20 protein-coding genes and 2 tRNA genes are annotated in these 21,412 nt (G+C 70.8%); 18 read left to right on the forward strand and 4 right to left on the reverse strand.

All coding sequences use genetic code 11. The features are described 5' to 3' along the window. Positions 1-112 precede the first annotated feature (112 nt). The 4 genes from obgE to BM339_RS27575 all read left to right on the forward strand — a co-directional run bounded on the left by obgE (position 113) and on the right by BM339_RS27575 (position 5,756). Entirely contained in the window at positions 113-1,477 is a 1,365-nt protein-coding gene (gene obgE, locus BM339_RS27560) for a GTPase ObgE (protein ID WP_412521069.1), read from the forward strand. A gap of 20 nt (positions 1,478-1,497) precedes the next feature. Then, entirely contained in the window at positions 1,498-2,604 is a 1,107-nt protein-coding gene (proB, locus tag BM339_RS27565; RefSeq protein WP_021595699.1) for a glutamate 5-kinase, read from the forward strand. 46 nt (positions 2,605-2,650) lie between these two features. After that, positions 2,651-3,910 carry a glutamate-5-semialdehyde dehydrogenase gene (locus BM339_RS27570; RefSeq protein ID WP_075022694.1) on the forward strand — a complete coding sequence of 420 codons (1,260 nt, stop codon included), beginning with the start codon at positions 2,651-2,653 and terminating at the stop codon, positions 3,908-3,910. A 91-nt stretch (positions 3,911-4,001) separates the two neighbouring features. Then, entirely contained in the window at positions 4,002-5,756 is a 1,755-nt protein-coding gene (locus BM339_RS27575; RefSeq protein WP_075022695.1) for a TIGR03767 family metallophosphoesterase, read from the forward strand. Positions 5,757-5,844: 88 nt separating this feature from the next. On the opposite strand, the gene BM339_RS27580 is transcribed toward BM339_RS27575, so the two are convergent. Continuing rightward, positions 5,845-6,879 (reverse strand): M48 family metallopeptidase, encoded by a 1,035-nt coding sequence (locus BM339_RS27580; protein WP_021595702.1) that lies wholly within the window; start codon positions 6,877-6,879, stop codon positions 5,845-5,847. A gap of 90 nt (positions 6,880-6,969) precedes the next feature. Here BM339_RS27580 and BM339_RS27585 point away from each other — a divergent pair, with 90 nt between their 5' ends. The 12 genes from BM339_RS27585 (at position 6,970) to BM339_RS27640 (ending at position 17,566) form a co-directional block, all read left to right on the forward strand. Next, complete coding sequence (locus BM339_RS27585; protein ID WP_075022696.1) at positions 6,970-8,256, forward strand: phenylacetate--CoA ligase family protein; 1,287 nt, start codon at positions 6,970-6,972, stop codon at positions 8,254-8,256. A 50-nt stretch (positions 8,257-8,306) separates the two neighbouring features. After that, positions 8,307-8,906 carry a nicotinate-nucleotide adenylyltransferase gene (nadD, locus tag BM339_RS27590; protein ID WP_063747787.1) on the forward strand — a complete coding sequence of 200 codons (600 nt, stop codon included), beginning with the start codon at positions 8,307-8,309 and terminating at the stop codon, positions 8,904-8,906. A gap of 176 nt (positions 8,907-9,082) precedes the next feature. Beyond that, positions 9,083-9,496 (forward strand): ribosome silencing factor, encoded by a 414-nt coding sequence (gene rsfS / locus BM339_RS27595; protein WP_075022697.1) that lies wholly within the window; start codon positions 9,083-9,085, stop codon positions 9,494-9,496. Beyond that, positions 9,489-10,151: a histidine phosphatase family protein gene (locus tag BM339_RS27600; RefSeq protein WP_075022698.1), complete on the forward strand. Its 663-nt coding sequence runs from the start codon at positions 9,489-9,491 to the stop codon at positions 10,149-10,151. Before rsfS ends, BM339_RS27600 begins: the two co-directional genes overlap by 8 nt. Before the next feature lie 77 nt (positions 10,152-10,228). Continuing rightward, positions 10,229-10,301: transfer RNA gene (locus tag BM339_RS27605), tRNA-Ala, on the forward strand. Between the two features lie 266 nt (positions 10,302-10,567). After that, complete coding sequence (locus tag BM339_RS27610; protein ID WP_218163769.1) at positions 10,568-11,158, forward strand: TetR/AcrR family transcriptional regulator; 591 nt, start codon at positions 10,568-10,570, stop codon at positions 11,156-11,158. Between the two features lie 88 nt (positions 11,159-11,246). Continuing rightward, on the forward strand, positions 11,247-11,792 hold the full coding sequence (locus tag BM339_RS27615) for a VOC family protein (protein ID WP_075022699.1): 546 nt from the start codon (positions 11,247-11,249) through the stop codon (positions 11,790-11,792). Next, positions 11,789-13,444 (forward strand): FAD-dependent monooxygenase, encoded by a 1,656-nt coding sequence (locus BM339_RS27620; protein ID WP_075022700.1) that lies wholly within the window; start codon positions 11,789-11,791, stop codon positions 13,442-13,444. The genes BM339_RS27615 and BM339_RS27620 overlap by 4 nt, the downstream gene beginning before the upstream one ends. Before the next feature lie 95 nt (positions 13,445-13,539). After that, complete coding sequence (locus BM339_RS27625) at positions 13,540-14,409, forward strand: fumarylacetoacetate hydrolase family protein (RefSeq protein WP_075022701.1); 870 nt, start codon at positions 13,540-13,542, stop codon at positions 14,407-14,409. Positions 14,410-14,444: 35 nt separating this feature from the next. Then, a complete protein-coding gene (locus BM339_RS27630; RefSeq protein WP_075022702.1) occupies positions 14,445-15,212 on the forward strand; it encodes an SUMF1/EgtB/PvdO family nonheme iron enzyme in 768 nt (255 codons plus the stop codon). After that, the gene (locus BM339_RS48915) at positions 15,103-15,387 is read left to right on the forward strand and encodes a hypothetical protein (RefSeq protein WP_143118611.1); all 285 of its coding nucleotides are present in this window, start codon (positions 15,103-15,105) and stop codon (positions 15,385-15,387) included. The genes BM339_RS27630 and BM339_RS48915 overlap by 110 nt, the downstream gene beginning before the upstream one ends. A 28-nt stretch (positions 15,388-15,415) precedes the next feature. Continuing rightward, on the forward strand, positions 15,416-17,566 hold the full coding sequence (locus BM339_RS27640) for an AMP-binding protein (protein ID WP_177287791.1): 2,151 nt from the start codon (positions 15,416-15,418) through the stop codon (positions 17,564-17,566). A 132-nt stretch (positions 17,567-17,698) separates the two neighbouring features. Here the strand turns inward: BM339_RS27640 and BM339_RS27645 are convergent, their stop codons facing one another. Both BM339_RS27645 and BM339_RS27650 read right to left on the reverse strand, forming a co-directional pair. Beyond that, positions 17,699-18,145 (reverse strand): helix-turn-helix domain-containing protein, encoded by a 447-nt coding sequence (locus BM339_RS27645; protein ID WP_143118612.1) that lies wholly within the window; start codon positions 18,143-18,145, stop codon positions 17,699-17,701. A gap of 161 nt (positions 18,146-18,306) precedes the next feature. Further along, entirely contained in the window at positions 18,307-19,050 is a 744-nt protein-coding gene (locus tag BM339_RS27650) for an alpha/beta hydrolase family protein (RefSeq protein ID WP_021595708.1), read from the reverse strand. Between the two features lie 368 nt (positions 19,051-19,418). Between BM339_RS27650 and BM339_RS27655 the strand changes: the two genes are divergently transcribed. Further along, on the forward strand, positions 19,419-19,979 hold the full coding sequence (locus tag BM339_RS27655) for a hypothetical protein (protein ID WP_021595709.1): 561 nt from the start codon (positions 19,419-19,421) through the stop codon (positions 19,977-19,979). Between the two features lie 85 nt (positions 19,980-20,064). After that, a tRNA-Ala gene (locus BM339_RS27660) sits at positions 20,065-20,137 on the forward strand. A 121-nt stretch (positions 20,138-20,258) separates the two neighbouring features. Here the strand turns inward: BM339_RS27660 and BM339_RS27665 are convergent. Continuing rightward, the gene (locus BM339_RS27665) at positions 20,259-21,356 is read right to left on the reverse strand and encodes a baeRF2 domain-containing protein (RefSeq protein WP_075022703.1); all 1,098 of its coding nucleotides are present in this window, start codon (positions 21,354-21,356) and stop codon (positions 20,259-20,261) included. Between the last annotated feature and the right edge of the window lie 56 nt (positions 21,357-21,412).

The raw sequence follows: 21,412 nt of genomic DNA on the forward strand, positions 1-21,412 counted from the left end.
CGGGGCACCAAGCGTTCTCGAAGGGGCGGACCGTTCTTCGGTCCGCCCCTTCGCCGTTTCTCACCGAGGAGAGTTCACCGTGGCCGCTGGAGCGGGATCGGGCGCGCAGTTCATCGACCGGGTGGTGCTGCACGTCGCCGCGGGCAACGGCGGCAACGGCTGCGCCTCGATCCACCGGGAGAAGTTCAAGCCGCTCGGCGGGCCGGACGGCGCGAACGGCGGGCGCGGCGGCGACGTCGTCCTCGTCGTCGACTCCAACGCCGCGAGCCTCCTCGAGTACCACCGGCGGCCGCACCGCAAGGCCGGGAACGGCCGGCCGGGCCAGGGCAGCCTGCGCACGGGCGCGGACGGCGCGGACGTGGTCCTGCCCGTCCCGGACGGCACCGTCGTGAAGTCGGGCGACACGGTCCTCGCCGACCTGGTCGGCGAGGGCACCCGGTTCGTGATCGCGAAGGGCGGCAGCGGCGGCCTCGGGAACGCCGCGCTGGCGTCCGCCAAGCGCAAGGCGCCCGGGTTCGCGCTGCTGGGCGAGCCGGGCGAGGAGGCGGACGTCGTCCTGGAGCTGAAGAGCGTCGCCGACGTCGCGCTCGTCGGGTTCCCGAGCGCCGGCAAGTCGTCGCTGATCGCCGCGCTGTCCGCCGCCAAGCCGAAGATCGCCGACTATCCGTTCACGACGTTGATCCCGAACCTCGGCGTGGTGAGCGCGGGCGACACCACGTTCACGGTCGCGGACGTCCCCGGCCTGATCGAGGGCGCCAGCGAGGGCCGCGGCCTCGGGCTGGACTTCCTGCGCCACATCGAGCGCTCGTCCACCCTCGCCCACGTCCTGGACTGCGCGACGATGGAGCCGGGACGCGACCCGGTCAGCGACTTCGAGGTCATCGAGCGCGAGCTCCAGGCCTACGACCGGGTGCTCGGCGACCGCCCGCTGTCGGACCGGCCGCGCATCGTCGTCCTGAACAAGGTGGACGTGCCGGACGCCCGCGACCTCGCGGAGATGGTGCGGCCCGACTTCGAGGCGCGCGGCCTGCGGGTGTTCGAGGTGTCGGCGGCGACGCACGAGGGGCTGCGCGAGCTGTCGTTCGCGATGGCGGCGATGGTGGCCGAGCACCGCGCGTCGCTGCCGCCGGCGGAGCCGACCCGCGTCGTGATCCGGCCCGAGCCGGTCGGGAGCGACGCCGACTTCGAGATCAAGAGCCTCGGCGACAACACCTACCTGATCACCGGGACGAAGCCCGTGCGCTGGCTGCGGCAGACGGACTTCGCCAACGAGGAGGCCGTCGGCTACCTCGCCGACCGGCTCGCCCGGCTCGGCGTGGAGGACGCGCTCACCGAGGCGGGCGCCGCGGCGGGCGCGACCGTCCTGATCGGCACGGCCGACGAGTCGATCGTGTTCGACTGGGAGCCGGAGGTCCCGGCGGGCGAGGCGGCGATGGGCCCCCGCGGCACCGACCGCCGCCTGGACGGGTACGTCTAGATCTGCGAGGAGACTGCTCGATGAGCGAGCGCGAGGCGATCGCGAAGGCCCGCCGCATCGTGGTGAAGGCGGGCTCGTCGTCGCTGACCACGCAACAGGGGACGATCGACGCGAACCGGATCGACGCGCTGGTGGACGTCCTCGCCGGCCGGCGCACCGAGGGCACCGAGATCGTGTTCGTGTCGTCCGGCGCGATCGCCGCCGGGCTGGGCCCGCTCGGGCTGACCCGGCGCCCGCCGGACCTCGCGACCCAGCAGGCGGCGGCGAGCGTCGGGCAGGGCCTGCTGTTCGCCCGCTACACCTCGTCGTTCGCCCGGTACGCGCTGACGGTCGGGCAGGTGCTGCTCACCGCCGACGACATGATGCGCCGCTCGCACCACCGCAACGCGCAGCGCACCCTCGCGCAGCTCCTCGCGATGGGCGTCCTGCCGATCGTGAACGAGAACGACACCGTCGCCACCGACGAGATCCGGTTCGGCGACAACGACCGGCTCGCCGCGCTCGTCGCCCACCTGATCCGCGCGGACGCGCTGGTCCTGCTGTCGGACGTGGACGCCCTCTACACCGGAGACCCGAGGCGGCCGGGTGTCCGCCGCATCGATGACGTGCACGGCCCGGACGACCTGAAGGACGTCGAGCTCGGCGGGTCCGGGCGCGTCGGCACCGGCGGCATGGTCACCAAGGTCGAGGCGGCGCGGATCGCGGGCATCCCCGTGCTGCTGACGAACGCCGCGTCCGCCGCCCGCGCGCTCGCCGGCGACCGCGTCGGGACGCTGTTCCATCCGGCCGAGGGGCGCCGCATGTCGACCCGGAACCTGTGGCTCGCGCACGCCACCACCGGGCAGGGCCGCGTCACGCTGGACGCGGGCGCGGTCGAGGCGGTCGTGCGGCGCCGCAAGTCGCTGCTGCCGGCGGGCGTGACGGGCGTGGACGGCGACTTCGCCGCGGGCGACCCCGTCGACCTGTGCGACACCGGCGGCCGGGTCGTCGCGCGGGGGCTGGTGAACTACGACGCGTCCGAGATCCCCGACCTGATGGGGCGCTCGACGCGCTGGCTGGCCCGCGAGCTGGGCGCCGAGTACGAACGCGAGATAATCCACCGCGACCACCTGGTGGTACTGACATGACCGGGGGCTCGTCCCACGGGGACGACCGGACTGAGGGAGCCTGCTGATGAGCGAGGAGCGCGAGGAGTTCCTGCGGGTGGCGCGGCGCGCCAGGGAGGCCGCGGCCGGCCTGGCGCCGCTGCCGCGGGCGGCGAAGGACGCGGCGCTGCACCGGATCGCGGACGCGCTGGTGGCGGCCGCGCCGGAGATCGTCAAGGCGAACGAGGCCGACGTGGCGCGCGCCCGGGAGGGCGGCACGTCCGAGTACATGATCGACCGGCTGAGCCTGTCGGAGGCGCGGATCGCCGCGATCGCCGACGCGGTCCGCAAGGTCGCCGCGCTGCCGGACCCGGTGGGGGAGACGGTGCGCGGGAGCGTGCTGCCGAACGGGCTGGAGCTGCGGCAGGTGCGGGTGCCGCTCGGCGTCGTCGGGATGATCTACGAGGGCCGCCCGAACGTGACCGTGGACGCCGCCGCGCTGTGCCTGAAGAGCGGGAACGTGGCGATGCTGCGCGGCTCGTCGTCGGCGCACGACTCGAACACGGCGCTGGTCGGGGTGATGCAGGGCGCCCTCGCCGGCACCGAGGTCCCGGCGGACGCGGTGCAGCTCGTCCCGGGAACGTCGCGCGAGTCGGTGAAGCACCTGATGCGGGCGCGCGGCCTGGTGGACGTGCTGATCCCGCGCGGCGGCGCCTCGCTGATCAACTCGGTGGTGGAGGAGTCGACCGTCCCGGTGATCGAGACGGGCGTGGGGAACTGCGCGGTGTACGTGGACGCCGCCGCGGACGTGGACATGGCCGTGGAGCTGCTCCTGAACGCCAAGACGCAGCGTCCGTCGGTGTGCAACGCCGCGGAGACGTTCCTCGTGCACGCCGACATCGCCGACAGGTTCGTCCCGCGCGTGCTTGAGGCGCTCAAGGACGCGGGTGTCACGGTGCACGGCGACGACCGCGTCCGCTCGTACGGCGACGGGGTCGTGGAGGCGACCGAGGACGACTGGCACGCCGAGTACCTGTCGCTCGACATCGCCGCCCGCGTGGTCGACTCGCTGGAGGACGCCGTCGCCCACATCCGGCGGTACGGGTCGGGGCACACCGAGGCGATCGTCACGGCGTCCCAGCCGGCCGCGAAGCGGTTCGTCGCCCTGGTCGACTCGGCGGCCGTGATGGTGAACGCCTCGACGCGCTTCACCGACGGCGAGGAGTTCGGGTTCGGCGCGGAGATCGGCATCTCGACGCAGAAGCTGCACGCCCGCGGCCCGATGGGGCTGCCGGAGCTGACCTCCACGAAGTACGTGGTGACGGGCGAGGGGCACGTGCGCGGCTGACGCCGGGCGGCGGGACCGGCAGCGGCCACCGTCGGAGTTGTGACATTTTTGCCATTGATGTCACCTTCACGGTGTGGTCTGATTCACGATTGTGACTCGTGAGTACAGCCGCCGCCGTGTCCTAAAGGGCGCCGCCCTCGGCGCGGGGATCGCCTCCACCGGGCTGGCCGCGTTCCCCGCCCGCCCCGCCGCCGCGGCGCCCGCGCTCCGGGGCCCCGTCACCGGCACCACCCTCGACCGGACGTACCTGCTCGGCGCCGCGGGCGCCGGCGGGTACCGCCCGGTGATCACCGGTCCGGGCGAGCCGCACGTCCTGCGCCGCGACCTCGGCGGCACCGCCTCCGCGCGGCGCGCCGCCACCCGCCGCGGCGTCCTGGCGTTCGGCCATCTCACCGACGTGCACGTCATCGACGCGCAATCTCCGGCCCGCGTGGAGTTCGTCGACCGGTTCAAGGACGCCCTGAACGTGCTGCCCGTCGAGGGCGCGTACCGGCCCCAGGAGATCCTGTCCACGCAGGTCGCCGAGGCGATGGTGCGGGCGGTCAACGCGGTCGGGCGCGGCCCGGCGACCGGCCTGCCCCTCGCGTTCACCATCAACACCGGCGACGCCGCCGACAACGTCCAGTACAACGAGGTCCGCTGGATCATCGACCTGCTGGACGGCGGCCGCGTCCGCCCCGACTCCGGCGACCCGGACCGGTACGAGGGCGTCATGGACTGGACGTCCTACGACCGGGCGTTCTGGCATCCGGAGGGCGCGCCGCCCGGCGCGGAGGCCGACCTCCCGATCAGCCGGTACGGGTTCCCGCGGGTGCGCGGCCTGATCGACGCCGCCCGCCGGCCGTTCCAGGCGACCGGGCTGGACTCGCCCTGGCTCGCGGTGTTCGGCAACCACGACGGCCTCATCCAGGGCAACCTGCCGGTCAACCCGATCGTGTCGGGCCTCGCCACCGGCGGCATCAAGATCGGCGCCCCGGCGGACGACGGGCAGGCCGAACGCCTCGCCCGCATGCTCCGCGACGCCGACGCCGCCGAGCTCGTCCGGCTCAGCCGCGAGCGGGGCGGCGCCGGCGGCCTGTTCCGCCCGGTCACCCCGGACCTGAACCGCCGGATGCTGTCGCGCGGCGAGGTCGTCGCCGAGCACTTCAAGACCACCGCGTCGCTGCGCGGCCACGGCTTCACCCTGGCCAACCTCCGCGAGGGGACGGCCTACTACGCCTTCGACCGGGGCGTCGTGCGGGGCCTCGTCCTCGACACCGTCAACCCGAACGGCTACTCCGAGGGGTCGCTCGACCGGAAGCAGTTCGCGTGGCTGGAGGCCCAGCTGAAGGCGGGGAGCAGCCGCCACCTCGCCGCGGACGGCTCGGTCGTCCGGCACGCGGTGAAGGACCGGCTGTTCGTGCTGTTCAGCCACCACCCGATCGGCTCGCTGGAGAACCCGCTCGGCGGCGACCGCGTCCTCGGCGACGAGATCGAGGCGCTCCTGCTGCGCTACCCGAACGTCGTCCTCTGGGTGAACGGCCACACGCACCGCAACCAGGTCATCCCGCACGCCCGCGAGGGCGGGGGAGGGTTCTGGGAGGTCAACACGGCCGCGCACATCGACTTCCCGCAGCAGAGCCGCCTCGTCGAGCTGGCCGACAACGGCGACGGCACCCTGTCGGTCTTCGCGACCATCCTGGACTCGGCCGGGCCCGCGTCCTACGGCGGCAGCCTCACCGATCCGGTGCGGCTGGCGTCGCTGTCCCGGGAACTGGCGGGCAACGACTGGCAGGACCGGGAGGACAACCGCCGCGGCGAGGTCGCCGACCGCAACGTCGAGCTTCTCGTCCCCGCGCCCTTCTAGGACGCGGGACGCTCGGCCGCGGTACGCGAGGGGACGGGACGCGAAAGGGCCGCCGCGTCCGTGTCGCGGCGGCCCTCGTTCTCGCTGGTCAGTTCCGGTCGGTCGGCCCGTTGTCGCGCCGGGTGAACCGGTCGAACAGCCCGCCGGCCGCGCCCGCCGCGGCGTCGGCCATGTCGCGGACCTTGCCGACGAACGGGTCGGCGGTGCGCTCCCACGACTCCCGGTAGGACTTGGCGGCGTCCTTGATCCCGTCGCTGACCGACGCGTCGCCGTCGTCGTCGCGGCGCGGGTAGTCGCCGGCCAGGATCCGCTCGTACTCGCCGCCGCGCGCCCACTGGTCGATCTCGGCGAACCGGATCACCGCGAACGGGTGCGACTGCCCGAGCAGGTTCAGGAACTTCAGGATGCCGTCCCGCACATCGCCGGCCGCGTCGTACTCGCGCGCCTGCTGCAAGAACGCCTCGCTGCTCATCTCGCCCAGCTTGGTCCCGCCGGCGAGCTTCATGTTCACCCGCTTGGCCGCGTCGACGTCCTGCCCGACGAGCAGCCCCGCCCGGTCCGAGGACAGCTCCGCCTTCCGGAACCACTCGCGCAGCCCGATGATGATCGCCGCGATGCCGACGTTGCCGAGCGGCAGCCACGCCAGCCGCGACCCGAGCTGGAGCAGGATCTGCATCATCGTCTGGTACACCGCGTGCCCGGACAGGATGTGCCCGACCTCGTGCCCGACGACGAACCGCAGCTCCTCCTCGTCCAGCAGGTCGATCAGCCCGGTGTTCAGCACGATGAACGGGTGGTCGGAGCCGAGCGCCATCGCGTTCGGCGTCGGGTCCTGCCGGACGTACAGCTCCGGAACCTCCGGCATGTCCAGGATGTAGCAGGCGTCGCGGACCATGTCGTGGATGTGGCGGAACTGGTCCTCGCCGACGCGCACCGTCCCGCCGAGGAACATCAGCCGCAGCGACCGCTCGTTCACCAGCCCCGACAACTTGCGCAGGACGACGTCGAACCCGGACAGCGAGCGCAGCGCCACCAGCGCCGAACGGTCCGCAGGGTGTTCGTAGGCCCGGGAACTGATCCCGGGGAAGCGTGTGCGTGCTCGATCCGGCGTGTTCTCCGTCATACCTGGCATGGTAGTTCCGACGAACCACCGTGCCGCAGGGTTCCCCGCAGCGGGGGGCCCGTCCGGCTCCGGACGTGCCCTGGAGGCCCCATGTTCGACCCGAAGGCCGAGGCGATGTCCCTCGACGAGCGCGCCGCGCTGCAGCGGCACCGGCTGTGGGGCATGGTCGACCGGCTCCTCGCCGCGGACGGCGTGCAGGGGCGGCGGCTCAAGGGCACGGGCGTCGAGGGCGGCTCGGACGTGACGCTCGCCGAGTTGCGCAACCTCCCGTTCACCACCAAGCAGGACCTCTGGGACAACTACCCGTTCGGGATGCTCGCCGTCCCGCGCGACCAGGTCGCCGCCGTCCACGGGTCCAGCGGGACGCGGGGCCGCCCGACCCTCGTCGCCTACACCAAGGCCGACCTCGACCTGTGGGCGGCGATGTGCGCGCGTTCCCTGTCGTGCGCCGGGGCGTCGCCGGGCAGCATCGTCCACAACGCCTACGGGTACGGCCTGTTCACCGGCGGGATCGGCATCCACCAGGGGGCCGTCGCGTTCGGCGCGACCGTGGTGCCGATGTCGGGCGGCATGACCGACCGGCAGGTGCGGATGCTCGCCGACCTGCGCGCCGACATCCTCACCTGCACCCCCGCGTACGCGCTGCGGCTCGGCGAGGCCGTCGCGGAGGCCGGGGTCGAGCTGCCCGCGCTGAAGGCGGGCCTGTTCGGGGCCGAGCCGTGGTCGGAGGAGCTGCGCACCGCCATCGAGGACGTCCTGCCGATCAAGGCGATGGACATCTACGGCCTCTCGGAGGTCATCGGGCCGGGCGTGGCGACCGAGTGCCTGGAGCAGGACGGCCTGCACGTCAACGAGGACCACTTCATCGTCGAGGCCGTCGACCCCGCCACCGGCGAGCCCGTCGAGGACGGGACGCCCGGCGAGCTGGTGTTCACCACCCCGACCAAGCAGGCGCTGCCGCTGCTGCGCTACCGGACGGGCGACATCGCGTCGCTGACCCGCGGCGAGTGCCCCTGCGGCCGGACCCTGGTCCGGATGAGCAAGGTCCTCGGGCGCGCCGACGACATGCTCGTCGTCCGCGGCGTGAACGTCTACCCGAGCGAGGTCGAGCGCGTCCTGCTCGGCTCGGGGCTCGTCCGGCCGCACTACCAGCTCGTCGTGGACCGCCGCAGCCCGTCCGTCCGGCTGCTGGTGGCCTGCGAGGCCCTCTCCGGCGACCCGAAGGACGCGCTCGCGCACGCCCTCCACGAGACGCTCGGCCTCACCGCCGAGGTGGCCGTGCTGCCCGCGGGCACCGTCCCGCGGGTCGAGGTCGGCAAGGCCGTCCGCGTCGTGGTCTGGAAGGACGGCGGCCCGCCGCTGCCCGGCCTGGCCTGAGCCCGGGGCCGGGCCCTCCGGGCGTCGGGCCGCTGGCTATTCTCGTCGGCATGACGCAAAAGCGGCGCCTAGGGATCATGGGCGGCACGTTCGACCCGATCCACCACGGGCATCTCGTGGCCGCCAGCGAGGTCGCGCACTTCTACTCCCTCGACGAGGTCGTGTTCGTGCCGACCGGCCTGTCCGCCCACAAGGAGGGGAGCAAGGTCGCCGCCGCCGAGGACCGCTACCTCATGGCCGTCATCGCCACCGCGTCCAACCCCCGCTTCTCCGTCAGCCGCATCGACATCGACCGCCCGGGCCCCACCTACACCGTCGACACGCTGCGCGACATGCGCGAACTCCACGGCCCCGACGCCGACCTGTTCTTCATCACCGGCGCCGACGCGCTGGAGAAGATGCTGACCTGGCACGACACCGACGAGCTGTTCGAGCTCGCGCACTTCGTCGGCGTCACCCGCCCCGGCCACCGGCTCGCCGACCCCGGCCTGCCCGACGGGCGGGTCTCGCTGATGGAGGTCCCCGCCCTGTCGATCTCCTCCACCGAGTGCCGCGAGCGCGTCCACTCCGGCGAGCCCATCTGGTACCTCGTCCCGGACGGCATCGTCCAGTACATCAACAAGCGCGAGCTGTACCGCGCCGCCGGCTGACGCCCGCCCGCCCGGCGGTGGGGGGCCGAGCTCCGGCGCACCGGGGCACATATTCTGGAGAAGGAAGGGGCCGCAGCTGCCATTTGCGGTCGAACAGCGACAAAGAGGTCGGTCGACCGCCACCCGTGAGAAGGTGTAGGCGAGACGACCCCTACAGGGAGGATCGCGAGCGCATCGTGACCGCATCCGAGAGGGCGGCGCAGCTCGTCCGGATCGCCGCCGAGGCGGCGGGCGACAAGCTGGCCGACGACATCCTTGCCTACGACGTGAGCGAGCAGCTCGTCATCACCGACGCGTTCCTGCTCTGCTCGGCTCCGAACGACCGGCAGGTCCGCGCCATCGTCGACGAGGTCGAAAAGCGCCTGCGCGAAGAGGCCGGAGCCAAGCCCGTCCGCCGCGAAGGCGAACGCGAGGGCCGCTGGGTCCTGCTGGACTACGCGGACATCATCGTGCACATCCAGCACGAGGAGGACCGCATGTTCTACGCCCTCGAACGGCTCTGGAAAGACTGCCCCCTCATCGCCCTGCCGGAGAGCGTCACCGTCCACCAGGCCCAGCGCGCCCGCGCCGTCGGGAGCCCGAGTGACTGACAGCCGCCCGGCCCGCGAACCCGGCAGGCGCCGGCTCGTCCTCTGGAGGCACGGCCAGACCGCCTGGAACGTCGAACGCCGCTTCCAAGGCAAGACCGACATCCCCCTCGACGAGACCGGCGTGCGGCAGGCCCGCCGCTCCGCCGCCCTCCTCGCCGGGCTCCGCCCCACCGCGATCCTCGCCTCTCCGCTCCGCCGCGCCGCCGACACGGCCCAGGCCCTCGCCGACCTCACCGGACTGCCCATCCGGTACGACCGGGACCTCATCGAACGCGACGGCGGCGCCTGGGAGGGCCTCACCTCCCACGAGATCCGCGAACGCTACCCCGCCGAACACGCCGCCTGGCAGCCGCCCGGCGGCGAGACCAGCGCCCAGGTCGCCAAACGCGTCGGCGCCGCCCTCGAACGCGCCCTCGACGACCTGCCGCCCACCGGCCAGCTCGTCGTCGCGTCCCACGGCGCCGCCCTCCGCCTCGGCATGTCCCACCTCCTCGGCCTTCCCGAAGAGGTCTGGGAACGCCTGGGCGGCCTCTCCAACTGCTGCTGGTCCGTCATCACCGAGATGCGCGACGGCGGCTGGCGGCTCGCCGAACACAACGCCGGCACCCTCCCCGAACCCGTCCTCAGCGACGACCGCCCCGACGCGGGCACCTGACCGCAAACGATTCGAGCACCGACCCGTCCGTCCGATACACTGGCGGAGCGCTGCGGGATGAACGTCCACGCAGCGGCGGGGCTATGGCGCAGTTGGTAGCGCGCCTCCATGGCATGGAGGAGGTCTGGGGTTCGAATCCCCATAGCTCCACTCGGAGTTGGGAGTGGTATGTCTGCGGAGAGCGCAGACCTGCCACTCCTTCGTCGTGTTGGCCCAGGGGGGCGACCCCCCTGGAACCCCCGGCGTGGGGGCTCCGCCCCCACGCCCCCTGCCGGTTGCGGTTTGCGGCCCTGTGCGAGTTCGTGGTGGTTGGGCCTCGTGCTCTGGGGCTTCGCCCCTTGCCCCCTGTGGACGCAGCCGGTGTCCGGCTCGGCCGGGGGCGCCGGGGCGCTCACGTTGTAGGCGAAGATTGCAGCATGCCGAAGAACATGCAGGAGATCCCGCACGCCGAACGCCGGGCGAAGGTGCTCGCTGAAGCGATCCGCCAATTCGGCGACAACGGGTACCGCGCCACCAGCGTCACGGCCGTCGCGAAGGCGCTCGGGCTCTCCTCCGCCGCCGTCCACTGGTACTTCCCGTCCAAGGACGACCTGTTCGCCGAGGTGCTGACGACCATGTTCCAGGCCGCCACCGCGCGGGCGTCCAGCAGTCCCGAGTCGGGTGGCGACCCACGCGCGGAACTCATCAGCGTTCTTGAGGAACTCGAGCCCTACAAGTCGCTCGTGCGAGAGGCGTACGAGCGACTGAACACCTCCCCGACACTGCAGGCCGCGTACTCCGAGATGCTGCGATGGGTCGACGACCGCCTCCTCCGGGCCATCGCCCAGCGCGTGCCCGAGGACGCGGACGTCGATCTCCTGGCGGACACGGCGCACGTCCTGCTCGAGGGCCTCCTCGTCAGCGTGCGCAAGGTCGACCGACCGATGGCGGACATGATCGACCTTCTTATCGATCCGCTGGCCGCCGCGGCCGCCGCGCGCTCCCGGAGTGGCGACGCAGGCTCTTGACTGTGAGGTAAGACTCATGCAGGCTCTCTCTTAATCGTCAGTTGAGAGCTGTCCGGCATGGCAATGCCGCCGCATGAGAGGAATCCCCGTGGTCTCACCCGCCAAGCTCGCCCACATCGTCCTACGCACCGGTGACCTGCAGCCGATGATCGACTGGTACGTCGACGTCCTGGACGCACGCGTCGTCTACGCCAACGACCGGCTCGCCTTCCTCACCTACGACGACGAGCACCACCGTGTGGCCTTCCTGAACGCCGGTGCGACCGAGCGGCCCACCCCCGCGCACTCCGGGCTCGAGCACGTCGCCTTCACCTATGCCGAGCTCGGTGACCTTCTGGACAACTACCAGCGCTTGAAGGCCGCCGGGACGACGCCGGTGTGGAGCATCAACCACGGCCCGACCACGTCGCTGTACTACCGAGACCCTGACGGCAACCAGGTCGAGTTGCAGATCGACAACTTCGACACCGACGAGGAGCTGGAGGCGTTCTTCGCCTCGGGTGCGTTCGCCGCCAACCCGATCGGAGTCGAGTTCGACCCCGACGAGCTGCACGCGCGCCTGAGGGCCGGCGAACCCAGGAGTGAGCTGATCAAGCAGACGGGCAGCTCGGCGACTCCGAGTCAGCGGCAATGAGCGGCGCGGTCGATGCGCCGGTACTGATCGTCGGCGCAGGGCCGGTGGGTCTGGCCACTGCCTATGTCCTCGGACGCCACGGCGTGGCGAGCGTGGTCTGCGAGAAGTACGAGTCCGTGAATCCGCACCCGCGCGCCCATGTCGTCAACACCCGATCGATGGAGATCTTTCGGGACTGGGGAATCGCAGACGCCGTCCTCCGTGAGGCCGTCGGTCCCGAATGGGGCAACGTCGTCTGGAGGCACACCTTCACAGGTGAGGAGCTCGGCCGAATCCCGCTCGCCCTCGACGAAGAGGTGCATTTCGCCAGCGTGTCCCCGGTGGCGACGGCGTCCTGTGCCCAGGACCGGGTCCAGCGGGCGTTGCTGGACGCGCTGCAGGGGCAGGGGATGGCGACCGTTCGCTTCGGGGTCGAGGTCACCGAGCTCGACGAGGACGAGCGGGGGGTGTCTGCGACGCTCGGCCGCGTGGACGGCGCCGTCGAGCACGTTACGGCGCGGTATGCCGTGGTCGCGGACGGTGCTTCGGGTGCGCTGAGTTCGACGTTGGGCATCGAGATGGAGGGCGTCCCGGAGTTCGGCCGGCAGATCAACGTCTACTTCCACGCCGACCTCTCCTCGTGGACGGACCGCGATCCCGCCCTGCTCGTGTGGCTGATCAATTCCGCCGCGCCCGGTGGGATCATCGGGATGGACGGCAAGCATCGTTGGACCTACAACTTCGGCTACGACCCCGAGGTCGAGACCGTCGCGGACTACCCTCCGGAGCGCTGTGTCGACCTGATCCGCAAGGCCCTGGGTGTCGATGGCATCGAGATCGAGGTGAAGTCCGTCGGGACGTGGCGGCTGGCCTCGCAGATCGCACGGCGCTACCGCCGGGGCAACATCTTCTTGGTGGGGGACGCGGCGCACCGGTTCCCGCCCACCGGCGGCATGGGGATGAACACAGGCATCGCCGACGCCGACAACCTCGGGTGGAAGCTGGCCGGGGTGCTCGCCGGCTGGGCACCCGACTCTCTGCTGGACACCTATGAGACCGAGCGTCGACCGGTGGCCCGCAGCAACGCCGAGTTCAGCGTCGACAACGCAATGAAGATGGCCGAGTGCGGGCTCGGGCCCACCACGGTGGCGAGCGCTCGGCTTCTCGAGAGTGACGACCCGCATGAGGCGGCGGCAGAGCGCGCCCGTCTCGCCGAGGCGATCCCGCGCCAGCGTGAACACTTCGGTTCGGTCGACCAGGAGATCGGCTACGTGTACGGCGCCGGCGGCCCCCCAGCCGCACCGATCTACCCCCACTCCCGGGGTGTCGAGGGTGGGCGCCCACCGCACCGCTGGATCAGCCGAGCCGGTCAGCGGGTCTCGACCCTCGATGTCATCGCGCGGGGGTTCACGCTGATCGCGGCCCCGGGCGGGCGACGCTGGCTCGAGGCGCTCGACCGGGTCGCGGGCGACATCCCCTGCTGCCGGGTGCTCACCGGCCGCGACATCGACACCGGGGACGAGGATCCGTTCGGCCTCGGCGAGCACGGCGCCGTGCTGATCCGTCCCGACGGGCACATCGCATGGCGAGCACCCGCGGGATCGGCCAGGCCGGAGGACGACCTCGGACACGCACTGTGGACGACGTTCGGCGCGATCCCCGCCGATCGCTGATCGCTGGCCGGGGCGTCGAGCGGCGCTCGCGCGCGAACTGCGGGGACCACGGTCTCCGGCCCACGAACACGGACGAAGGAAGAGACACGAGGTCAATGCGGATCTACAGCACCGAACGAGGCATCGCTCGGGAGACGGAGACGGGGAGGCTCGACCTGCTCGACCTCGCATGCCACGACGTTAGAGGGCTGCTGTTCGGGCCGGGTCTGGAGGCGGCGCGACATGCGTCCGTGACCGCCACCGTCCCGCTCGGTGGCGTACCGGTGCTGGCCCCGGTGGCGCGACCGGGAAAGATCTTGATCATCGGTTACAACTACCCGAGCCACGGTGACGAGGTTCGTGAGGCGCGAGGCGAGGTACGCCTACCGAAGGTCCCGAACTTCCAGATCGTGGCAGGCTCAGCCGTCGCCGGGCCCGATGCGCCCGTCGTCCTCCCCAAGGTCGCCGACGCGAAGGTCGACTACGAGGGCGAGGTCGCCGTGGTGATCGGCCGCTCGACGAAGGAGGTCTCGGCCGACGATGCCTGGGGGCACGTCGCCGGCCTCACCGTGGTGAACGACGTGTCCGCACGCGACGTGCAGGCCAGGGCGATGGCCGGTGACCTGACGGTCTCGATCGGCACAGCCAAGAGCTTCGACACCTTCAAGCCCATGGGCCCCTGCCTGGTGACCGCCGACGAGTTCGAGGCGGAGTCCGACCTGCGGCTGATCACACGGGTCAACGGAGAGGTGCGGCAGGACGACCGCACCGGCACCTTCGTGCACAGCATCCCCGAACTCGTCGCCTACCTCTCGAAGTTCATGACGCTCGAGCCGGGCGATGTCATCTGTACCGGAACCCCTAGAGGAGTCGGGTTCTTTTCGGAGCGGTTCCTGCACGAAGGCGATCAAGTAGCGATCGAGGTCGAGAGGATCGGATGCCTCCGCAACCGCGTCGTCTCCGCGTCCACGGCTCCCCCCACATGAGCACACCGGCAAGGCCTCTACGGACCTGGAAGGGGATGAAGCCGATTCCGGGCGGGACCTACCGGATGGGCTCGGACCAGTTCTACCCCGAGGAGCGCCCCAGCCACCGCGTGCGGGTCGACGGTTTCCTGATCGACGCACATCCCGTGACGGTCGGGGAGTTCCGCCGGTTCGTCGAGGCGACCGGCTACGTGACCACGGCCGAGCGGACGCCCGACAGGCGCGACTACCCCGACGCCGATCCCTCGCTGTTGGTCCCCGGGTCTCTCGTCTTCACACCGCCGAGCGGACCGGTGCCGTTGGACGACATCCGTCAGTGGTGGACCTATCTGCCCGGCGCCGACTGGCGTGCCCCCTTCGGCCACGGCTCGGCGGGCAGTCCCGACCGCCACCCGGTCACGCAGGTCTCGTGGATCGATGCCCGCGCCTACGCCTCGTGGGCAGGCAAGGACCTGCCCACGGAAGCGGAGTGGGAGTGGGCTGCACGCGGAGGGCTCGATCAGGCGGCCTATGCGTGGGGAGACGAGCTCAACCCGAACGGGCGAGTCATGGCGAACACATGGCAGGGCGACTTCCCCGACCTTCGCGGACTACGCAGGGGCACCCGTCGCCGATCCCGGTCTCCTGGTGGGCGCTTCGATGAGACCGCTCCTCACAGGGGAATCCGACCAAGTCGGGGAAGAGGAGCTCGGCATGGAGAGCTTCGGCCACCGTGCGTACCGGGAAGGGGAGTGGAAGCTCGTCTTCGCCCCGGAGGTCAGCGGCGGGACAGGCGAGTACGCCCTTTACGACCTCGCCACTGATCCGGGCGAGACAAAGGATGTCGCCGCGGAACACCCGGACGTCGTCGAGCGCCTCGCCGCGAAGTGGCACCGCTACGCGGAGGCGAACGGCGTGGTCGCGGTCGACTTCGACGTCGTCAACGCCGACGCCCCACGTAGCAGCGCCCTGCTCCACGTCGTGGACTGGGGCGAATGATCGTCAGGAGTGAACGACCTTGCCCAAGTTGAACATCGTCATCGGAAGTACACGCCCTTCACGAGTCGGTGCCACCATCGCCGAGTGGGTTCTTCAGACGGCTGAGTCACATGGCCGCTTCGATGCAGACCTGGTGGACCTAACCGCGATGGGGCTGCCGTTGCTCGACGAGCCGAACCACCCTCGGGAGGCCGACTACCAGCACGGGCACACGCTGCGCTGGAGTGAGCAGGTGGCGAGTGCCGACGCCTTCGTCTTCGTGACGCCGGAGTACAACTACGGCGCGCCGCCCGCCCTGATCAATGCGATCGACTACCTGTTCCACGAATGGCAGTACAAGCCGGTGGGCTTCGTCAGCTACGGCGGAGTGTCCGCTGGGACCAGATCCGTTCAAATGCTGAAGCAGATCGTGACGACGGTGAAGATGATGCCGGTGCCGGAGGCCGTCTCCATCCCGTTCTTCCCGAACTTCATCGAGCAAGGCGTCTACACCCCCGATGACATAGCGCAGGCGAGTGCGTCGGCGATGTACGACGAACTCATCCGCTGGACTATCGCCCTCGAGGGCCTCGGACCGGCGAGGTCGATGAAGGTGCCGCAGCCGAGCGCGCGGCCGGTTGACCCGCGACCGATCCGCCCCCATGGTTCCGAAGGAGGGATTCCACTGAGCGCCGATTCGCCGCCGAGCATGCCGGCCCGCATCCCGTTCAACCGCGAGCACAGTTCGCCACGAGCATCCTGCATCCGAGCCGGGGATCGTGCCCTCGACAATGCGGATTTCGCCGAGGTTGTCCGGCGTGCGACGGGCAGGTTCGAAGGCCTGGGCGTCGATCGCGGTGACACGGTGGCGGTGCTGCTGCCCAACTGCACCGAGATCGTCACCGTCATGTTCGCCGCATGGTGTCGGGGTGCGGCGATGACCCCGATCAATCCGAATCTCACCGATGACGAAGTGCGGTACCAACTGCGGGACTCCCGTTCCGTCGTCGTCGTGGGCGGAGAACGCGCTCGGGCGCTGGCCTCCTCCGTCGACGCGTCCTGGGTCGATGCGGAGACGCTCCATCGCGACGATCACGAGCCGCCCATCGGACCCGGCAGAGCGGTGCCACCGGCGGCCGAAGCTTCGGACATCGCGCTGGTGATCTACACGAGCGGCACCACCGGCAGGCCCAAAGGGGTGCTCCTCGACCACGCGAACCTGGACGCGATGAGCGCCTCGCTTGTCGAGCACTTCGAGCTGACCGGCGCGGACAGGAGCCTTCTGGTCCTGCCGCTGTTCCACGTGAACGGGCTCGTCGTCAGTGTGCTGTCCCCGCTGCGCGCCGGCGGGAACGTCGTCGTCGCCCCGCGGTTCTCACCCGACACGTTCTGGGACCTGGTCGAGGCGAACCGACCGACCTTCTTCTCCGCTGTGCCAACCGTCTACTCGGTGCTCGACACCCACACGGAGCGTGCGGTCGACACGTCCTCGCTGCGTTTCGCCATCTGTGGAGCGGCCCCCGCGCCGTCCCGGCTCCTGACCCGGTTCGAGGAGCGCTTCGGCGTCCCGGTCGTCGAGGGCTACGGGCTCTCCGAAGGCAGCGTCGCGTCGACGGTCAATCCGGTCGCGGGTCCCCGCAAGCCCGGAACCGTCGGCGTCGCGCTGCCGGGCCAGGAGGTCCTGGTGGTCTCCGACGACGGGACCCCGCAGCCCCCGGGGGAGCGCGGAGAGGTCATAGTGCGCGGCTCCAACGTGATGCGGGGATACCTCGGGCGGCCGGAGGAGACCGCCGCGGTCCTCCGCGCCGGCTGGCTGCATACCGGTGACGTGGGCGTTCTCGACGAGGACGGCTACCTGCGCATTGTGGACAGGATCAAGGACATGATCATCCGGGGTGGGGAGAACATCTACCCCAAGGAGATCGAGGAGTGTCTCCACCGCCACCCCGGCGTGGTCGAAGCCGCGGTCGTCGGCAAGCCTGACGTGAAGTACGGCGAGGTCCCCGTCGCGTTCGTCGCCGCACGGCCGGGGAGCACGGTGACGGCCGAGGAACTGCTGGAGCACTGTGCGGCGTCACTCGCTCGCTACAAGACCCCCACCGAGATACACGTGCGGGATCAGCTGCCCAAGAACTCGGTCGGCAAGCTGGTCAAGAGCCCTCTGCGCGAGGCCGCGAGTGCGCGAGTCAGCACGCGATGACCGAGTGCGACAGCCCTGTGAACGCTGCCGGTATGCATGACGGCGGTTCGAGCGTGGACCGCATCGGGTCTGGCCGTCCATCAACGGCAGCCCCGTCCGAAACTGATCGAGTTGGCGTAGCTGCAGAGCGGGTCATCGAGGGTCACCTGCCTCCACATGCGGGCGCCCGTGGGTGTCGCAGGTGGGGATGCCGCGTTCGCGCAGTTTGTTCAGCACTGTGGTGTGGTTGACGCCGAGGTGATCGCCGACTCGGGCCAGGAACCAGCCGAGGGTGTAGAGGTGGATGGCGTCGTCGACCTGCTCGGGCGTGAGGCCGCGGCGGCGCCTCGGCACGCCGTATCGGTGGAGGATGCTGCTGACGGTTCGGCGCTCGATGCCGAACCGGTCACCGAGTTCGTACACCGTCGCGCCGGCCCGGTAGTCGGCGATCAGCTGCTCGACTTGATCGACACGGAGTCGCCGTGCCCGGCGAGGTCGGTCGGGCTTGGTCGAGGTCGGCTCGGGGGTATTGAGGCTGGAAAGCTCTTCCAGGGCTCTGACCTGGTCTTTTGTGTTCGAGTAACGTCCCCTGACCTCCACGAACGAGTTGGGAGTGGTGTGCCCGCGGGAAGCGTGGGCCGTCACTCCTTCGTCGTGGTGGCCCAGGGGGCGACCCCCTGGAACCCCCGGGTGAGGCCTTCGCCCCTTGCCCCGGGGCCCGGGTGGTGTCGGCGTCCGGGGTGGACGCCGACACCGCTGGGTCAGGCCGGGGGACTCATCAGGTGGCGGGCGAAGAAGCGGACGGCGCTTCCGGCCTCGAATCTCGGTAGTTGCTTGTGGGTGCCGGCGTTGGCGTGCAGCGTCTTCTGCTTCGAGGCGAAGGCGTCGAAGAGCGCGAGGCCGGATTCGCGGGGGATGTGCTCGTCGTCCCACTGGAGGACGAACTCGACCGGGATGGTGATCTGCCTGGCCGTCTCGGCCAGCGACTCGGCCCAGAACTGACCGAAGACCGCGGCGGTGATCCTGGGTTCGATCGCGGTCAGCGGCACCCCGATGGCGGTGCCCATGTTGATGCCCAGGTAGCCGACCGGCCCTTCGCCGATCTCCGGACGTTCCTGGAGGGCGTCAAGGGTCGCCCGCCATTCCGGGACGGCACGCTCGGCCAGGTGGGCGTTGTAGCGGACGACGATCGGGCCTTCCGCCTCGCCCGCCGCCCTCGCCTCGTACAGCGCGGCGATCTCGCGCTCGTCGTGCGCGGTGCGCGGACGGTCGCCATGTCCGGGCGCGTCGATGACGGCGACGTGGAAACCGCAGCCGTTCACGAGGAGATGCGCGCGGCCGCTCATCGCCGGTGCCTTCTTGTGGGTGCCGCCGCCGTGGCCCATCAGCACCAGGGGCGCGTGATCGGGGCCGGATGCGGGCGACCAGAGAACGCCGGGGACCTCGCCGACGCTGAAGTCGCGTTCGATGACACCGTTCGAGGATGTCTCCGCAGTGAAACGCATGGTGTTGCCTCTCGGGATCGCCTTGGAGGCGCTCCCGGCGACACCTACGTCAGTCGCCCGGCCGTGATGGGGCGTGGGAGCACCCACGTCGATACAGCGTTCATGGGTCTCACCTCCTCGCCCGAAGTCACGGCCCCCGCAAGGTACCAACCCGCCCGCCGTCCCCCGCAACACCTTTTCGGTCTTGCCCATGGTTCGGCCCGGCCTGCGGCTACGCGGCCGGCGCGGTCGCCGACCGCCTCGGCTGGGCCTGACCGCAAAGCCTTCACCATGGCGGCGGCTACCTTTCTCCGGGCCGCGCTTCACCATGTCGATCATGCGGGAACGCCTGGTCGTGGCGATGCATGATCGAGATGAGGGCTGACCCCATGAAAATCCGGACCAGGGCGAGAAGACCGCTGCTGACCGCCACCCTCGCCGTGGCGTCCGCCATGGCCCTGGCGGTATCGGCGTCCGCGCACGCCGCGCCGCCACCCGCACCGGAAAGCCAGAAGCTGGACGACTGCATCAAGGCGCTCAACGTCCTGAGCCAGTTCGACCTGCTCCCGACCCAGCCCGACCTCAGCCGCACGCTGTGCTCGACGAACGAGGCCGAGCTGACCGAGGTGCACCAGACCCAGGTCGAGCAGAAGCAGGCCGACCAGACGCGCGCCGACCAGACGCGCGCCGAGGAGATCCGCGCCGAGCAGATCCGGACCGAGCTGATCCGGGCCGGCCTGAACCGTCCAGGTCAGGTCCGGACCGAGCGGGACCCGAACACCTCGTACATCAACGAGATCGAGATCGAGTACACCGACAAGAACGGCAGGACCGTCGAGACCGAGCGGCCGCTCGGCGCCATCGTCGAGTGGCCCAGGAACGTCATCGTCAAGATGCCGGTGCTCAACGAGGTCACCCGGACCTACATCTACCGGTCCGGCAACAGCTGACCGGCCGCGGGCCGCGGAGTCATGACACTCCGCGGCCCGCACGTCCCAACCGCTCCCGGCGTGCACTAAGCTTTTCCACGACCGAGGGGCTATGGCGCAGTTGGTAGCGCGCCTCCATGGCATGGAGGAGGTCTGGGGTTCGAATCCCCATAGCTCCACGAATGAGTTCGGGAGTGGTGTGCCCGCGGAAAGCGCGGGCCGTCACTCCTTCGTCGTGTTGGCCCAGGGGGCGACCCCTGGCCCCCCGGGTGGGGGCTCCGCCCCCCACACCCCTGCCGGTCAGGCGGTGTAGCGGAGGACGGCTCCTACCTGGACGTCTTTCGGGGCGCCGTTCGTCGGGAGCAGGACCAGCTCGCTGTCCGTCGCGGCGGCGGCCCTGATCAGGGCGGCGTCGGCGCGGTCCTCGCGGGGGTCGGCCACGCCGAACTCGTCGCGGAGCTCGTCGGCCGTGGCCGCCACGTGCATCGGGTCGGGGCCGATCCACAGGCGGTCCCGCGTGTCCTCGTCCGACAGCAGCAGCGTCTCCACTCGCGCCTGGCGGACGGCCTCGACCGTCGGGGTCAGGCCCGAGACGGCGCGCTGGCCGTTCGCCAGCTCGCGGTCGAAGCGCTCGGCGACGGTCATGACGCGCTCCGCGGTCTTCAGCCGGAGGAGGCGGCGCAGCTCGGCGTCGAGGTCCGGGTCGTCGACCGTGGTGTTCTTGTCGGCCTCGACGGTGTGCTCCAGGACGTGCTCCGAGACCTCCTCCAGGACGGCCGTCCGGGCGCGGGTGTCGCCGGCGATCAGGATGGCCTGGGCGCCGCAGCGCTCCGCGGCCCGGTCGATCTCGTGCGCGACCTTCTTCGCGTTCAGCTTCCAGACGTTCTCCGAGGAGCGCTGGAAGCGCGACTGGTTCCAGTCGCCCGCCTTCACCTTGCGGATGGGGTAGTCCTCGTCGCCCTCGACGTCGATGTGCTCGTGCTTCCCCTCGGCGGTGACGCAGTCGATGGCGCCGCCGCGGCGGTCCACGACCGCCAGCAGGTGCGGGAACCGCTCGCCGCGTTCGGCCAGGTAGGGCAGGACGTCAGGGAGCGGCGCGACGGTGGCGTGCGGGTTGCGGGGGCTTCGGGGGAGACGCTCGCCGTACACGACCGCGCCGTCCGCCGCGAAGATCACGATGCCTTCGGAGCGGCGGAGCGTCAGCTCCTCGTCGATGGTCTGCCCGACCGCGCGGAGCGTGTCCTTCGGCGCGCCCTGGGCTTCCAGGTCCGCGCGCAGCGCGCGCCACCGCAGCTCCGCGGCTTTGGACGCGTCCTCGGTGGTCCGGGTGAGGTCGGCGTACACCGACACGTAGGGGCCCGGACGGTGATACAGCGTCTTGAGGAATGCGAGATCCATGAACTCGCCGTACCCGGCATCACTGGGGCAAACGTAAAGAACGTGGCGATTGGGGC

This window comes from Actinomadura madurae, from assembly GCF_900115095.1.
GTDB lineage: Bacteria > Actinomycetota > Actinomycetes > Streptosporangiales > Streptosporangiaceae > Spirillospora > Spirillospora madurae.

Bases quoted from the DNA above. Each gene is read 5' to 3' on its own strand.
- BM339_RS27625 (WP_075022701.1), top strand. From the start codon at position 13,540: ATGCGGATCTACAGCACCGAACGAGGCATCGCTCGGGAGACGGAGACG.
- BM339_RS27580 (WP_021595702.1), bottom strand. From the start codon at position 6,879: ATGACGGAGAACACGCCGGATCGAGCACGCACACGCTTCCCCGGGATC.
- nadD (WP_063747787.1), top strand. From the start codon at position 8,307: ATGACGCAAAAGCGGCGCCTAGGGATCATGGGCGGCACGTTCGACCCG.
- BM339_RS27665 (WP_075022703.1), bottom strand. From the start codon at position 21,356: ATGGATCTCGCATTCCTCAAGACGCTGTATCACCGTCCGGGCCCCTAC.
- BM339_RS27655 (WP_021595709.1), top strand. From the start codon at position 19,419: ATGAAAATCCGGACCAGGGCGAGAAGACCGCTGCTGACCGCCACCCTC.
- BM339_RS27620 (WP_075022700.1), top strand. From the start codon at position 11,789: ATGAGCGGCGCGGTCGATGCGCCGGTACTGATCGTCGGCGCAGGGCCG.
- BM339_RS48915 (WP_143118611.1), top strand. From the start codon at position 15,103: ATGGAGAGCTTCGGCCACCGTGCGTACCGGGAAGGGGAGTGGAAGCTC.
- proB (WP_021595699.1), top strand. From the start codon at position 1,498: ATGAGCGAGCGCGAGGCGATCGCGAAGGCCCGCCGCATCGTGGTGAAG.
- BM339_RS27630 (WP_075022702.1), top strand. From the start codon at position 14,445: ATGAAGCCGATTCCGGGCGGGACCTACCGGATGGGCTCGGACCAGTTC.
- BM339_RS27585 (WP_075022696.1), top strand. From the start codon at position 6,970: ATGTTCGACCCGAAGGCCGAGGCGATGTCCCTCGACGAGCGCGCCGCG.
- BM339_RS27610 (WP_218163769.1), top strand. From the start codon at position 10,568: ATGCCGAAGAACATGCAGGAGATCCCGCACGCCGAACGCCGGGCGAAG.
- BM339_RS27570 (WP_075022694.1), top strand. From the start codon at position 2,651: ATGAGCGAGGAGCGCGAGGAGTTCCTGCGGGTGGCGCGGCGCGCCAGG.
- BM339_RS27650 (WP_021595708.1), bottom strand. From the start codon at position 19,050: ATGCGTTTCACTGCGGAGACATCCTCGAACGGTGTCATCGAACGCGAC.